The organism is Staphylococcus sp. HMSC36A10, assembly GCF_001838845.1.
Classification (GTDB): Bacteria; Bacillota; Bacilli; order Staphylococcales; family Staphylococcaceae; genus Staphylococcus; species Staphylococcus aureus.
Genome location: NZ_KV839077.1, coordinates 1 through 14,502, shown reverse-complemented (window position 1 = coordinate 14,502; position 14,502 = coordinate 1). Strand labels below are relative to the sequence as shown.

The window sequence follows — 14,502 nt, the reverse complement described above, 5'->3', positions numbered from 1 at the left end:
TGGTGGTGTAAACTCTAGTTAACAGTTAATTCTTATGAAAGGAATTGATAATTATGACTGAGTTTACACCTTTTTTTGATGGTTCAAATCAATTAAATTATCTTAAATTTGTAATTTTAAGATTTCATGGTATTTCTAAAAGAAAAATTTGTAAAATGTATAATTTTGCATATTTTCGTATATTAGAAGTTTGTGAAATGGCAAAAAAGAATGATTATCGATTTACTTATAAGGATTATAAATTTTTAAAACAATATGGTGTGTCTAATACATTTATTTGTAAGATGTATCATATTTCAATTGAAGACTTAGAATTTTTTGAGGTGATGAACCGATAGGTTTGATTAAAAATATGATAGGTCAGGAGAAGCATAGACACTCCATTATCAAAAATGCAGTGGTACGGATTTGCGGGAGTTATTCCTATTCGTGCGACCCTTTAGAAGTCGTTTAATTTTATTAAAAATTTTGTAAAGGATGGATATATTATGAAACCAGTATTGGATATTAAAAAAACTTTAGGACAATTAAACTTTTTAGGTGTAGATGAAAAATATAAATATGAAAATGGAGAGCGTACTGATAAAACTGTTTATGCATATAAATTAGCGAGTCAAGAGCAAGGCGAACAAATCACTGTTAAAACGCCTAATAAAGTAGAATTAAACTATTTACAAGAATGCGAATTAGTTGAACCAGACGTTAAAATGTATGTTCAAATGTCAGGCGATTTTGGAACTATCGCATATAGCTGGAATGCAGAAGATATTAAAGTAGTTGGTTCTAATAGTGCACTTAAACAAAAATAATTAGGTGATGTAAATGGATTATTATACAGCAGATAGATTATATCGCTACACAAATAGTTCAAATTTGAGTGAACCTATTTTAAACTATGTTGCTAGTCGTATAAATTGGGGCGATAAAGTTTCATTAATGACTTTAGCTAAAGAAATACAGTCTAAATTTAATGATAGTTACGTTAAAGAAAATACGGTAAAAGGTCGGCCTAAAATTTACGCTGACCTTTGTCTATTGTGTATGAGCTTGAGTGAAGCAGGACATGGCAGAATGCTACAAGTGAATTTGGAAGATTGTATTTATATTGGCGATATTGATGTTTAACATATAGTATTAGTGATTTAACATGACCGTGTAGCTTTTAGCGTATGCAGGCGCAGAAATGCAAGCACGGAGTGCGTTAAGCATTTGGGCGGAGCCTGCGACAAATACGCGTTAAGAAAGCAAGAACGGTCATGTATCAAATCGCTTGCGATTTGATAGGAGGCATAAATAAATATGACTTTAAAAAGCCAGTGTACCCCCCTTACTAATAGGGGGGTAGAGCGTACAAATAAAAGTGCCGTGGAGGCAGTTGTTGACTGGGTTCAGGTCACTTTCCATATAGCCCCTATTTCAGCAGTGATTGAGGACGTTATCGGTTTGCCTATAACGTTGTTCAAAAAACGAAATAGTGGCATTTACTTTTATAATCGTGGTTATGAATTTTCAAACATTAAATTGTATTATTCAAGTGATGATGAATCAATGGGCATTCACTTACAGTTAACTGGTACAGGTTGTAGAGAGTTTGAACATCATTTACAACAGTTGAATAAAACTTGGCAAGATTTTTTTGATAAATGTTTATCAGTTAATGCAAATTTTACAAGAATTGATATTGCAATTGATGATTATAAAACATATTTAAAAGTGCCTTTATTAATTAAAAAGGCTGAAAAAGCTGAGTGTGTTTCACGTTTTAGAGCTGGAAGCGCAATAAACGGTTTTAATTTGTCAGACGGAAGAAGTAAAGGCGCTACTTTTTATATTGGTTCTAAACAAAGCAATTTATATTGTCGTTTTTATGAAAAGAATTATGAACAAGCGTTTAAACGTCATTGTGATGTCGAAGACATTGGGTTATGGAATCGTTATGAAATACAAATGCGAAAGGCATATGCAGTTAATTGTGCGAAAGTTTTGAGTAGAACAGATAATATAAGCGAAATTGTAAAGTCTATATTGCATAATAATTTGCGTTTTATCTCTCCTCCTAAAGATGGAAATGATAAAAATCGTAAGCGGTGGCCATTATATAGACCTTGGGCGTTATTTATTAAAGATACTGAAAAATTGAATTTAACTACTAGACCAACATTAAAGTCCATTGAGGATAATCTTGATTGGTTATGTAAACAAGTTGCTACTACTTTAGATACAGTGTTAACTGCCGAAAGTATGGCGCAATCTGAGGGGTTGCTTACAGATACTGATTTTTTAGATAAAATTTTAGCGCATTCACAATTTAATGATGAGCATACGAATAGAATTAATCATTATTTGGAGGCTTTAAAACAAAAAAAGCACTTATCAAAAGATAAGTGTTAAAAAAATAACTGGGATGTGATTTTTATTAAAAATTTCGTAAAGGATTTTAGAAAATCGTTTATGAAAATAATAAGCAAGTACATTTTAACACGATTTTCTAAAAACGGAAAGCATTTTGATATTCCTAAAGAACAACGCCGAGTAATTCCAAAATTTAAAAATCGTCGTAAGATGATTGTAATTTGTTTTTACTCATTATTAGCTATTTTGTTAATTCTTTTATTAGCTTCTTTTATTAAAGCTACAAGAGCAAATAATGACAGTAAAGAAGCAGTTAATAAAACGAATATGATTCAAAAAAAGTATGAAGATAATGCGAATACAGTTCAGTATAGTCCTAAATTAAAGTTATATGCTGATAAGTTTATTGATACGTATATGAATATCTCGAAAGATTCAAAAGAATTGGAATCTAGAGAAAAAGAATTGTTGAAATATTTTCCATCAGATTATAAAAAACCTGATGAAAAAATTTCAGATACAGAACGAAAATTGAATAGTAAAGAATTTTATAATATTAAACGTAAAGATAAACAAACAATTATACAGTATATTGTTAATTATGATGTGAATATTACTGAAAAGAAAGAAGTTAAAGTTAAGAAGAAAAAGAAAAGTGAAAAAGATAAAGATGAGTATGAAACAAAAACAGAAGAAAAGCAACGTAAAGTAAATCAAAACATTTTAATAAATATACCTATTAAGAGTGAAAATAATAAGTATGTTGTTGTTGAATATCCTTATTTTACGCCAATCCCTGATAGTCAATTGAATAAAGCTAAAATGGTTGAGGATAATTTGAAAGACAATAAACGGGAAGACAATCCGAAAGCAAAAGCTTTTATTGAAGATTTCTTTAATAAATATGCTTCTAGTAAGTCTGATGATATGGCCTATTTAATGGATAACCCTGAGGGCTTAGAAGGAACTAGAGAAGTTTCTCAGATAAGAGAAATTAGGTTATATCCAAAAGGCGATGATTATGTTGCTAAAGTTGAAATTTTGATGAAAGATAAAGATTCTCCTTTGGAGAATTTGGAGCATTACACATTAGATATAACAAAAAAAGATGGTAAATATTACGTTAAAAATATGACTAATTCTATTGGAGGTTAATGTTATGAGTGGTTTATTTAATTTTTTTGTTTTAGGTGCTGACCGTCCATCACTTGGTGGAGTTGGTGACTGGATAAGTAATGAAGTAGGTACGGGTATTGGTTTAGTAGTATTGGTTGTTGGTATTGTAAAATGGGCTAGTGGTAAATATGGGCATATGGTTATATTATTTGTTGTTGGTGGCTTTTTATTCTTAGTTTCTAAAGGTCCTGAACAGGTATTTAATGCGATTGCAGGTGTTTGGAAAATGATTTTTGGCGGTTGAGGTGATTCCATTTGGATAAAAAAGCTTATAATTTAAAGCGAACTTTTGAACAACCGATAGTTATGTATGAATTTACAGATAAGTTTCGTATTAATAAGGGTTTTCGTTTAGATTTTTGGGCTACATTTTTGATTGTGTGGTTTATATTATTTTTGTTATTTTGGTATTTATTACAGCCTGTAATTATGTCGATTGGTGGACTTATGTTTATTTACTTTACGGTTGCACCTTATTATATAACGAAATATATTGTTAAGTTAAAACAAGATGGAAAGAAATTATTTTTCTTCTTATGGGATTTTGTAATATTTGTTTTTAATGTGCAATTAAGAAAAGTTAAATTAAGTTATGATGAAGAAGTAGAATATCATGATAAAAAAATAACATTTAAATAGCCCCTATTGGGGTTATTTTTATTGGAGGGATGACATGAATTTAAAAGCACCGTATGCAGGTTTAAGAGATAATTTGTTATTAACGAAAACTGGCGAAGTTTGGGCGTATTATCGTGTTCGTTCTGAGTCTATATCAACAGCAAATTATGATGCAAAAGAAGAATCAAAAAAGCGTATGCGTTATTTTTTAGAGTCGATTAAAGGTTATCAAGATTTTCATTTTGAAATGTATGACCACGATTTAGATTTGCGAAATAAATTTAAAGAAATTAGTAAAGATTTTGATGATGAAGCTTTTAATGTAGCTGAATATTATTCAAAAGAAACTATTGACGTATTAGAACAAGAATTACAAATGATTACGCATAATTCTTTTGTTATGGGTGTTAAAATACGTGAATTAGCTGACGATGCAGTTACACTTAAAGAGATTTTAAAAAGTACATTATCAGATACGGCTGAGCGTATTGTTTCGAATTTTGGTTTTGATGTGAATTTAGACGATAAAATTTTAGATAAGTATAAAACATTTGAACGAGATTTGGCTGATAGTTTTCTAGGTATTGGAGGCGAGCGTTTAACTGAGAATGAATTGGCTTATATTATTAGAAAGCCTTTTATTTCAAATGCAACACATGACGTACAGGAAGAATCTTCAAGAAGAGCTATTACAGATATTTATAATGCAGTAATTGACCCTACTCGCTTGAGTGTTTTAGAAGTTGAAAATGATAACGAGATATTTTATACAACAACAGTTGTTGTTGATGATTTTCCGTTAGATATGGAATATACACATTTATTTGAGAAAGCTCAAAATATGCCTTTTCCGGTTGAATGCCATGTAAAAGCAAAAATCATTAATAATGAGAAAGTTAAGAAAAAATTTGACCGTGCGAAAATAAATCATAAACAACAAGCAAAAGAAAAGCAAGATACTGGCGACAGTGCTTCGGAAGATGTTCAAGATAATTTGTTTGTATTGAATCAAATGGAACGAGAAGTGACTGGCTCAGGTGTATTTATTGAGTGGGTATTTATGTTTGTAATTAAAAGTGATGATTATAGAGATTGTAAACGTAAAGCAAAGCGTTTGATGAAACGATTAAAGGAAACTCAAATATATGCAGTTAATCCATTAGCTGACCAGTTACAATTGTTTTATCAATGTTTACATGGTAATGATTTATTTATTAATAAGTATTGGTTACAAAGAACAACGGCAACAGGTATAGCAGAGAATTTATTTGGTGTGTCTCAAAGTTTGGGAACAAAAACGGGTTTTTATATAGGGCGTATTGATAAATTTATACGTTCTGTTTCACGTGAGGAAGCTGTTGCAAGTTCAAGGGATATAATTTTATTTAGTTTATTGTTGGCAGCAAAAGGTATTAAGGGGGCTGTCAGTGATAGTCCGCATGTTTTAATTACTGGTCAAACTGGTAAAGGTAAATCATTTTTAGCAAAACTATTGTGGATTTATACATCATTCTTTAAAGGTCAAATGTTGTACTGGGATCCAAAATCTGAGTTTGCAGAATGGTTTGATAGAGTAACAGAAAGTGAAGAAATGCAACAAAAGTATCCCCTATTTATTAATCATTTAAAAACATTTAAATATGTAACATTGAATTATGAAGATTCAACCAATTATGGTTGTTTAGACCCTATTGTATTTTTAGATGGTATTGAAGCCAATGAAATGTTGAAATCGGTGTTTGATGAAATTAAATCTTTTGAAAATTATCATCATATTGAAACGGCAATTTATCAAGCTATTTCTGATACGGTTGAAGAACGCGAAAATGGCAAAAAAGTTGGTTCATTAAATGTAATTGAAAAATTACAGAATAATGAAGATGAGCATGTAAAAAATGCAGGCGATTTATTATTTGAAAAAACGCAAAACAATATTTTAAAACTTGTTTTTAGTGATGGTACGAATCCAGCTTTAAATATTCAAGAAAAAGCAACTATTTTACAGGTTAAAGGTTTAGATATGCCTAAAGCAGATGATGATACATCAAGTTATTCAACAAGTGAGAAAAATGGGATTACATTAATGTTATTAATTGGTAAGTTTTTAGAGAAATTCGGTTCTCGTAGAGATGTTCAAACGACTATATTTATTGATGAGGGTTGGGCTTTTAGTGCTTCAAGACAAGGTAAAAAAGTTGGTAAGCGTATAAAAAGAACGGGACGTTCTGAGAATAATTCACTTGTATTTATTACACAATCGGTAAAAGATAAAGCAGATGATGATGGTGGTAACTTTGGTTGTCATTTTGCATTTGATGAAAAAGATGAACGTGAGGATATTTTAAAATCTTTAGGCTTAGAATATTCAAAAGAATCTCCTGAAAATATGGAGATGTTGAAAGATTTAAAGAAAGGTCAATGTATATTCAGTGATTTTTATGGACGTGTTGGAAAAATGGTTGTACATTGTCCATTTGAGGAAATGACTGAAGCATTTAGAACACAAGAAGATTCTGCAAGTTCTAAAGCAGAAGAAAAATTTGCGATGTAAAAAATTAAAAAGATACACTTTATTGAAGTGTATCTTTTAAACGAGGTGTTATAAATGATTGAAATATTTAAATCATTTATATTTATATTATTTGCATGGGTAATTTTTTATTGGATTATTCCCTATGGTATGTATTTAACGTTAAAACATAAAAATATGGAAAAGGAATCAATTATGCGTCACGATGTTTATTTGAAAAATCGTGACTGTTTAAATAAAGATAAGTAAAGAATAAGAATCCTGAAATACAAATAATGCAAGTGTCGGTGGCTATTTTATCATTAGTCATTTTTGCGATTAAAAAAATATTAAATTGTTGTGTTAGTAAACTGATTAACCATCCAAGTATTTCACCTATTCGAGATGGAATTATTATCTTGAAGACACAAAGCAGTATAGATAAATAAAGTAAACAAGCACAAACACCAATTAGATAAAAATAGAACAGATATAAATTATAAATCATATCAGAATTAATATTACTAAAAATTTTAGAGATATGGTTATTTGTAATTGCATTTAACATATCTTTGATGCCAACTAGTATTTTAGGTTGAAATATATAAGTGATAAATATAGCTATATTAATATACGTTAATATAAATAAAGCTGTACCAATATTTAACCAACTTAATTTAAATTTGTTCATAAGGAGGTCATCCTTTCAAATGTTTGTTTTGAATTGTATTGCTTCGTTATTTATTTTGTTTTTATCGATTAAACGGATTAAGTATTTACTAGATAAAGAAGAAAATAGACATAAAGTTGAAATTAATAAAATAAAAACAAATATATTTAAAAACATAAAATAATTTAAAATGATTATACAATAAGGTATAATACTTGTTAAGTACTTGACACATATTGTAAAAGGAGCGATTTAATATTGGAAGTTTTAAGTAATTTAACAATGAATTTTATTTTTGTAGGCTTTATTGTTATTAGTTTATGTATAGTATGTGTTTTTGTTTTAAATTATTTTTATAAAAATGATTATATTGAGTATTATCAATGGAAATCTTGGAAGAGAAAGCTTTTTATTATGATGTTTTTATTTATTGTATCAATAATTCTTTTATTTTTTGCACATCGATGTTTTGAGAAAAGTATTACTGATTATAATAAAAATATGGAAGAACAATTGGAAAATTAATATTTTGTTTTAAGCATGCACATTATTTGTGTATGCTTTTTATTTTTAAAGGAGTGCATATAATGGCAATGAATGAAATTGCTTTATTTAAAGGTATACGTATACAGCCTTATCAGAAGTATATTGATTTTATGTTTGCAGGTGCATTAGCATTTATTTTTTTGGTATATCGTATATACATTTTGTTTATTGATTATAAATCAGTTAATAAAAAATTGGATATATTGACGTTGTTTGCATATTTTAAACCGCATTTATTGTATTTATTGATTGGTACAGCAATTATATTTGTGATATGTAAGCTTATTGCTCAGTTTTTAATACGTTTTAAAACAAAAGATTTGGCTGAAATGATTGAAACACAAGGGTTTCATAATCGTACAGTAATCAAGAAAACAACTGAGTATATCCCTATTGATTATAAACAAACTGAATATGATTATTATCCAACAATGTTTTATAAGCGTGGTAAAAAATCTTTTGTTATTCATATTAAGAAAGACGGTTCGAGGTTTCAAGATAATTATTTAGAGTTAGAGACGATTATTGAACCAATGTTTAATTCTGAATTAGTAGAAAAAAAGCATATTGGTCGTTATTTGAGATATGAATTTATGCCACTTAAATATAAAAAGCGTATTGTTATGAATGGCGAACAAGAATCAAATACAATTTTTTATGATACAAAAATTGCTATTACGCATCAAATTACTTGGGATTTTGTGAAAGCACCTCATGGATTGGTTACAGGTATAACCGGAGGTGGTAAAACATATTTTTTATTTTATGTGATTCGTGAGTTATTCCGTAGACATTCAGAAGTACGTTTATTAGACCCAAAAGTTTCAGATTTGAGCTTTATGAAGCGCGTTATTGGTGATGATAAAGTTGCAGATACTAAAGGCCAAATATTAAAACAATTGAGAGAAGCTAATAATGAAATGGAAGAGCGTTTTAGATTAATGAATGATAGTTCGGATTATAAAATCGGGAATGATTTCCGTAATTTTGATATGCGCCCCTATTTCATTATTTTTGATGAGGTAACGGCTTTTACTTCAACTTTAGATAAAAAAGAATTACAAGAAATGAATGATTATTTAATTAATATTATTATGAAAGGTCGTCAAGCTGGTGTATTTATGTTTTTAACAGCACAAAGACCAGATGCAGATGTGATTAAAGGTAATGTGCGTGACCAATTAGGGTTACGTGTGTCTTTAGGTAATTTGTCAAATGATGGTTATCGTATGACCTTTGGTCAAACTGATAAAGAATTTCAAACGATTCATGATAGTGATATCGGCCGAGGTTATATTTCTATACTTGGACAATATAATGAACCAATTTTATTTGATGCACCTTTAATGGAACAGTATGATTTTGTAGAAGATGTGAAACAAATATTAAATAAGGAGTGATTTGATGAAGCATAAAAGTGTGTATCTTTTATGCTTTTTAATTTTGCCTATTCTGCTTTTAACATCTGTGAGTGCTTACGCTGTTTCTAATCCAGTTGGAGAGCCCTCACATGCAGTTAAGCCAAAAATTGAAAAGTATGATTTATCACATTATCGTTCAATATATAGTGAAAAAGGCGACTGGAATCCGTTTGGTCAAGAAGAAATTTCACGACAAATTAATAATGTGTCAGATTTTTTCTTTTCTATGACTAAGATTTTAGCAGGTGTTACAGATTATGCGATTGAAAATTTATTTCAACTAGATGTTATTAATGATTTTGCGGATAAAATCGGCGATTTTGTTGGCGATATATATCAAAAGTTATTGAGTAATTTAGCATTAACATTATTTATTATTGTTTGCTTTAACGCATTTATTATTTTTAGTGTACAAGGTAATGCAAGAGAAGCATTAAAGCGAGCGTTTTTAATTATGTGTTTGATTGGTTTTGGTGTTGGTATACTTGCGAATGCAGGTAATATTATACGTGGTACAAACAATATTGGTAAGGATTTGAATAATATAATTATGAATAGTACATCTTCTATTGATGGGAATATTGATTATATTCATGAGAATTCAGGTATGAATCATATACGTAATCAATTATTTGATATGACGATATATAGAACATATTTAGTAATGAATTATGGAACTGTAGACGAAAAAGAGATAAAAGCAAAAGGTAAAGACCGTATTGATAACATTTTAAAACAAGATTTTTCAAAAAAAGGACAAGATGAGATTGATAAAATTGTAAAAAATGAGGTTGAGAAAAAAGATAATAAATATATGACGCAAGGTTATGTATTTCAAAAGTTGGCTATTTCAGTGATTGGCTTTATTATTACTGTTTTTATGTCAATTGTATTTTTATCAATTAGTTTTGCGAAGTTGATTTTTTCTACATTTGCTTTATTTTTATTCTTATTTTTAGTATTCAGTTGGATAGTGAGTTTTATACCAGGATTTGAATTATCTGTTTTCTCTGCGTTTGCAAAAACGTTAGGCTATATTATTTTAAGTGCTTGTATGACATTCTTATTTGTGATAGTTGGTTTGTGTATCAAGCTTGCAAATAGTTTTATTGAACCGGATAGTCAAAATGCTTATTTTTTAAATTCAATATTTATAATTGTAATATTGTTTGTAATGTATAAAAAACGGGCTCAAATTATCAATTTTGTAAGTCGTGGTAATATTAGTTTTTCTCCTAGTGCAATTGGTGCTGGTGTGATGAATCGAACACAAGAACGTTTTAATAAGATTCGTCATGAACAAGCGCAAAATAAGAAAGCTAAACGAGAAAATCAAAGAGATGAACCCGCCCCACCACTTCAAAATGATAATGATTTAAGAAGAAGACAGCAGGATAAACCAATGCCTTTATTTATAAATAAAGATAATCAAAAAAATGGTAATAAGCGAAGAGAACAACAAGAGTCAATGAATGGTAACGATGTAAAATCTGCTTCTGTTGAATCAAATGCAAATAATTATTCTAAACAACCACAAAAAGCATCACAGCAAGAACATCAAGTACGAGAAACAAGACAGCGAAAAGATATACAAAGGTCGTCACAAGTGGTTAATCAGCCATTAAATAATGAGAATCATTCAATAAATCGTAAAGAACAGAAGTCAGTTCAAACTGCTTATGATACTGATGTTCAAAAACGACAAATACAAAATGCGACACAGAATCAACAAAGTAGACAATCTGGAAATCGTAATCAACCTATTACACGTAATTCTCAGTCAAAAGACCGTCTAAAAGAGCAAAAGGATATCAATAAGTATGGTAAATAAAAAAGATATTGCTAAAAAAGTAATAGGTAAAACGCCAATAGGTGTTAAATTGAAATTAGCGAAAGTCATCATCATTTTGTGTGTGGTGGCTTTTTTTACATTTCCAGTAATTGTAATGTTTTTGTTAGCGCCTGATTCAAATAAAGATAAAGATGATGCTGGTTGTACTGTTAGTGGCGGTAATGTTTCGGCAAATGGTATTGATAAGTTTAATGAAAATGCTAAAGGTGGAAAATTAGAGGGTAAAGGAAAAGAAATACAGAAAATTACAGAAAAAAATAAAGTACCTGTGAATATTTTTATGGCTATTATTGCGAGTGAATCACAATGGGGTAAAGGAGAAAATGCGACAAGACAAAATAATCCTTTGTCTGTTATGGGTTCAAAATCGATTCATGATTCAACATATCCAACTATTGAAGACGGTCTTAATGCGGGAGCTAAAAATTTGTATGATGTTTATATTTCTAAAGGTTTAGATACTCCTAAAAAAATAGGTCCCAAATATGCGCCTGTTGGTGCGTCAAATGACCCTAATAATATGAATGCCCGTTGGATACCAACAGTTGAAAAAATTATGAAAGATTTAGGCGGTTCAGAAGCTAAAACGTCATGTAGTAATGGTAAAGGAAAGTCTATAAAGTTTAATGGTAAATTGCCACATTGGTCAAATGATGACCCTGGAAAAGGTAATTTATACACTGCTGGTCAATGTACTTGGTATGCATACGGTATGCGTCAAAAAATGGGTAAACCTGTATCAACTTATTGGCATGATGCACATAAATGGAATGATAGGGCTAAGGCTGAGGGTTATAAAGTTGATAAAAATCCGGAACCTGGTGCATTATTTATTGCTGAACAAGGTGCAGGCGGTCATGATGGGCATTATGGTCATGTGGCTGTTGTTATTGGTGTAAGTGATGGTGGTAAAACATTTAGAATAACAGAAATGAATTGGGAAGGTGCTTTTAAAGTTAATGAACGTACATTGAAAATGACTGATGGATATAGTTTTATTCATGATAAGGAGTGAAAATAAATGAAGCAAAAAATTATTATGTTTACTCTTGTAACAGTAATATTATTTTGTGCTGTTTTAATTGGTTATCAGATTCCTAAACAACAAGTTAAAATGAAACAAAATCAAATTGAAGATTTACAGGAAGAACAACGTATATTAAGAGATAAAAATGGAGAGTTAAATAAACTAGTAAAGAGACAATCAAAAACAGTTATTTCTGATGAAGAAAAGCAAATACGTGAAGTTTCTTCAAATTTTGTTAAACAGATGTTTGAAATGAAAAAAGATTCTTCTTTTAAATCAAAAGCACCACAAATAAAGCCTTTAGTTACAAAGGATTATTACGATACATTATTTAAGGATTCTAAAGATAAATATGATTTATATGATGATATAACCGTTAATGATATTCATGTTTATTTTGATACGTATGACCCTAAAAAAGATAGTTATAAAGTTTTTGTTCAGTTCGACGAACGTATTGAAACAGATGGAGATGATAAAATTGAACATCGTCAAACATCTGCACAATTGGATTTAGTTCGTACAGCTGAAGGTTGGCGTATTGATAATTTAAAACGTTTCAATTTAAAACCTCTAGGACGTTAGTTTGTTTCAAGACGATAGCAATGATATAATTTACGTAAAAAGGAGTGAATTTATCATGAGGCGATGGTTTGTATTAATTTTAGGATTAGTTATATTATTATCTGCATGTGGTCAGAAATATGATAAAGAGATTGATGCAGTTTTAAATTCTGAAAGAAAAAGTATGAGTGAGTCTTCTTTTAAGAAGCCTGAAAAAAGTAATAGTGATTTTAAAGTATATGAAGATGGTAAATTTATAACTATTTCTTTTGTTTATGATAAAGATGGTACAGTGTGGACAAGTTTATATAAAAAAAATGAGACAACAGATAAATATGTAAAAGTTGAAGATATGAACGAAAAAGAATATCAAAGTAATCATAAACCAGTTTATGAAGAAAATAATATGAAAAAATAAAGAATCAACTCCCTATACGCTTTAGCGGTGGTATCGGGAGTTGATGAACATATATCCTCTTATAACTTATTTTATAAATAACCTTTTTAAAAGTAAAGGAGGATATACATGAAAAAAAGAAAAAAACGTAAAGAATTAGACTATAAAACACGTCTAGCTATCGCAAAGTATTTAAATGATGGTTTAAACATCATTCAGATTTCTAAGATTTTAGGTCGTGATGATGCAGTTCTTTATAGAGAAGTAAATAAGCGTTCTGTTGATGGTGTTTATAATCCTTTATTAGCTGAGGAAGATGCTATAAAATCGCGTAGTATTTCAGATGAACAGGTTGCTAAACGTAGACGTTTGAATGATGAAACAAAAGCATATATTGAAGAAAAACTTTCATTAAAATGGTCTCCTAGACAGATAGCAAGTCAAATTGAAAAAGATACAGGGTATTATATAAGTTATCCTACTATATATAGATATATTCGCAATGGATTGGTAAAAGTTGATGTTAAACGTGATATGAGACAAGCAGGCAAGAAATATAATAAGTCTTCTGAAAAGCGTGGCAAATTAGACGTAGGGTCTCGTGTTATAAAGTATCGGCTCAAAAAGTATTAATAATCGTGAAGAATTTGGACATTATGAAATTGATACTGTTTGGAGTGTTAGACCATCAACATATTGCTTGTTAACTATTATTGAAAGAAAGACAAGATATTTATATGCTAGTAGATTAAATACACGTAAATCCAATGTAGTTTGTAATGAGATTATAAATATTATGAAACCATTATTACCCAAAAGTATAACTATGGATAGAGGTAAGGAGTTTGCTCTATTTGAACAAATAGAAGATGAATTGAATTGTAGTATTTATTTTAGTGATTTGGGTTGTCCATATCAACGTGGTTCTATTGAAAATGCAAATGGACTTTTAAGACAGTATTATCCTAAAGGTACGGATTTTGCAAATATAACACAAAAGTCATTAGATGAAGCTGTTAAACAAATTAATGCACGGCCTCGAATGATATTTGACTATAAATCGAGTGAGGAAATGCTAAAGTACCATGTAAGCACACAAAATTGTGAACCTATATTAAATGACTGTGTGAGGCACGAACCCGTCAATTAATATAGGTTAATCTAAGCGAATGGTTTACAATGAGCGCGGAAGGACAGGACGAATAAATTTTGTATATAAAATGCATAATCTAAAAAGAAGCATACTATTTAAATCTGTGGTTTTTGATAGATATTACTAGTAAAATGCTTCTTTTTCTTCTTCTGTACTCTTTTAGTAATATTTATTAAAAAAATTTAAGAAATTCTCATTTTTCTATTGACACACTGCC

At 29.5% G+C, this 14,502-nt stretch carries 17 protein-coding genes; 16 read left to right on the top strand and 1 reads right to left on the bottom strand.

Features of this window, described 5'->3' with window-relative positions; translation table 11 throughout:
- Nucleotides 1-53: 53 nt before the first annotated feature.
- From HMPREF3247_RS02525 to HMPREF3247_RS02490, 8 genes are all read left to right on the top strand, one after another.
- The gene (locus HMPREF3247_RS02525; protein WP_000134542.1) at nucleotides 54-338 is read left to right on the top strand and encodes a hypothetical protein; all 285 of its coding nucleotides are present in this window, start codon (nucleotides 54-56) and stop codon (nucleotides 336-338) included.
- A gap of 150 nt (nucleotides 339-488) precedes the next feature.
- Entirely contained in the window at nucleotides 489-809 is a 321-nt protein-coding gene (locus HMPREF3247_RS02520) for a DUF961 family protein (RefSeq protein ID WP_000805734.1), read from the top strand.
- Between the two features lie 13 nt (nucleotides 810-822).
- Nucleotides 823-1,125: a hypothetical protein gene (locus HMPREF3247_RS02515; protein WP_000386891.1), complete on the top strand. Its 303-nt coding sequence runs from the start codon at nucleotides 823-825 to the stop codon at nucleotides 1,123-1,125.
- A 174-nt stretch (nucleotides 1,126-1,299) separates the two neighbouring features.
- A complete protein-coding gene (locus HMPREF3247_RS02510; RefSeq protein ID WP_000173102.1) occupies nucleotides 1,300-2,391 on the top strand; it encodes a replication initiation factor domain-containing protein in 1,092 nt (363 codons plus the stop codon).
- Between the two features lie 60 nt (nucleotides 2,392-2,451).
- Nucleotides 2,452-3,507 (top strand): conjugal transfer protein, encoded by a 1,056-nt coding sequence (locus HMPREF3247_RS02505; protein ID WP_000692002.1) that lies wholly within the window; start codon nucleotides 2,452-2,454, stop codon nucleotides 3,505-3,507.
- A gap of 4 nt (nucleotides 3,508-3,511) precedes the next feature.
- The gene (locus HMPREF3247_RS02500) at nucleotides 3,512-3,772 is read left to right on the top strand and encodes a TcpD family membrane protein (RefSeq protein ID WP_000015639.1); all 261 of its coding nucleotides are present in this window, start codon (nucleotides 3,512-3,514) and stop codon (nucleotides 3,770-3,772) included.
- A gap of 11 nt (nucleotides 3,773-3,783) precedes the next feature.
- On the top strand, nucleotides 3,784-4,167 hold the full coding sequence (locus HMPREF3247_RS02495) for a TcpE family conjugal transfer membrane protein (protein ID WP_000358144.1): 384 nt from the start codon (nucleotides 3,784-3,786) through the stop codon (nucleotides 4,165-4,167).
- A gap of 34 nt (nucleotides 4,168-4,201) precedes the next feature.
- On the top strand, nucleotides 4,202-6,697 hold the full coding sequence (locus tag HMPREF3247_RS02490) for an ATP-binding protein (RefSeq protein ID WP_001049258.1): 2,496 nt from the start codon (nucleotides 4,202-4,204) through the stop codon (nucleotides 6,695-6,697).
- A 172-nt stretch (nucleotides 6,698-6,869) separates the two neighbouring features.
- On the opposite strand, the gene HMPREF3247_RS02485 is transcribed toward HMPREF3247_RS02490, so the two are convergent.
- Complete coding sequence (locus tag HMPREF3247_RS02485; RefSeq protein WP_001031902.1) at nucleotides 6,870-7,346, bottom strand: hypothetical protein; 477 nt, start codon at nucleotides 7,344-7,346, stop codon at nucleotides 6,870-6,872.
- 237 nt (nucleotides 7,347-7,583) lie between these two features.
- On the opposite strand from HMPREF3247_RS02485, the gene HMPREF3247_RS02480 reads away from it, so the two are divergent.
- The 8 genes from HMPREF3247_RS02480 (at nucleotide 7,584) to HMPREF3247_RS02445 (ending at nucleotide 14,282) form a co-directional block, all read left to right on the top strand.
- Nucleotides 7,584-7,850, top strand: coding sequence for a hypothetical protein (locus tag HMPREF3247_RS02480; protein ID WP_000453449.1), 267 nt, complete (start codon nucleotides 7,584-7,586; stop codon nucleotides 7,848-7,850).
- Nucleotides 7,851-7,912: 62 nt separating this feature from the next.
- Nucleotides 7,913-9,271, top strand: a complete 1,359-nt coding sequence (locus tag HMPREF3247_RS02475) for an FtsK/SpoIIIE domain-containing protein (RefSeq protein WP_001251192.1) — start codon at nucleotides 7,913-7,915, stop codon at nucleotides 9,269-9,271.
- A 4-nt stretch (nucleotides 9,272-9,275) separates the two neighbouring features.
- Nucleotides 9,276-11,123: a CD3337/EF1877 family mobilome membrane protein gene (locus tag HMPREF3247_RS02470; protein WP_000681159.1), complete on the top strand. Its 1,848-nt coding sequence runs from the start codon at nucleotides 9,276-9,278 to the stop codon at nucleotides 11,121-11,123.
- On the top strand, nucleotides 11,113-12,159 hold the full coding sequence (locus HMPREF3247_RS02465; RefSeq protein WP_000247476.1) for a CHAP domain-containing protein: 1,047 nt from the start codon (nucleotides 11,113-11,115) through the stop codon (nucleotides 12,157-12,159). Before HMPREF3247_RS02470 ends, HMPREF3247_RS02465 begins: the two co-directional genes overlap by 11 nt.
- A gap of 6 nt (nucleotides 12,160-12,165) precedes the next feature.
- Entirely contained in the window at nucleotides 12,166-12,756 is a 591-nt protein-coding gene (locus HMPREF3247_RS02460) for a hypothetical protein (protein WP_000810443.1), read from the top strand.
- Between the two features lie 55 nt (nucleotides 12,757-12,811).
- Nucleotides 12,812-13,153: a cystatin-like fold lipoprotein gene (locus tag HMPREF3247_RS02455; RefSeq protein WP_001255377.1), complete on the top strand. Its 342-nt coding sequence runs from the start codon at nucleotides 12,812-12,814 to the stop codon at nucleotides 13,151-13,153.
- Nucleotides 13,154-13,261: 108 nt separating this feature from the next.
- Nucleotides 13,262-13,765, top strand: coding sequence for a helix-turn-helix domain-containing protein (locus HMPREF3247_RS02450; protein ID WP_000746375.1), 504 nt, complete (start codon nucleotides 13,262-13,264; stop codon nucleotides 13,763-13,765).
- Nucleotides 13,746-14,282, top strand: a complete 537-nt coding sequence (locus tag HMPREF3247_RS02445) for an IS30 family transposase (RefSeq protein ID WP_078056058.1) — start codon at nucleotides 13,746-13,748, stop codon at nucleotides 14,280-14,282. The genes HMPREF3247_RS02450 and HMPREF3247_RS02445 overlap by 20 nt, the downstream gene beginning before the upstream one ends.
- Nucleotides 14,283-14,502 lie beyond the last annotated feature (220 nt).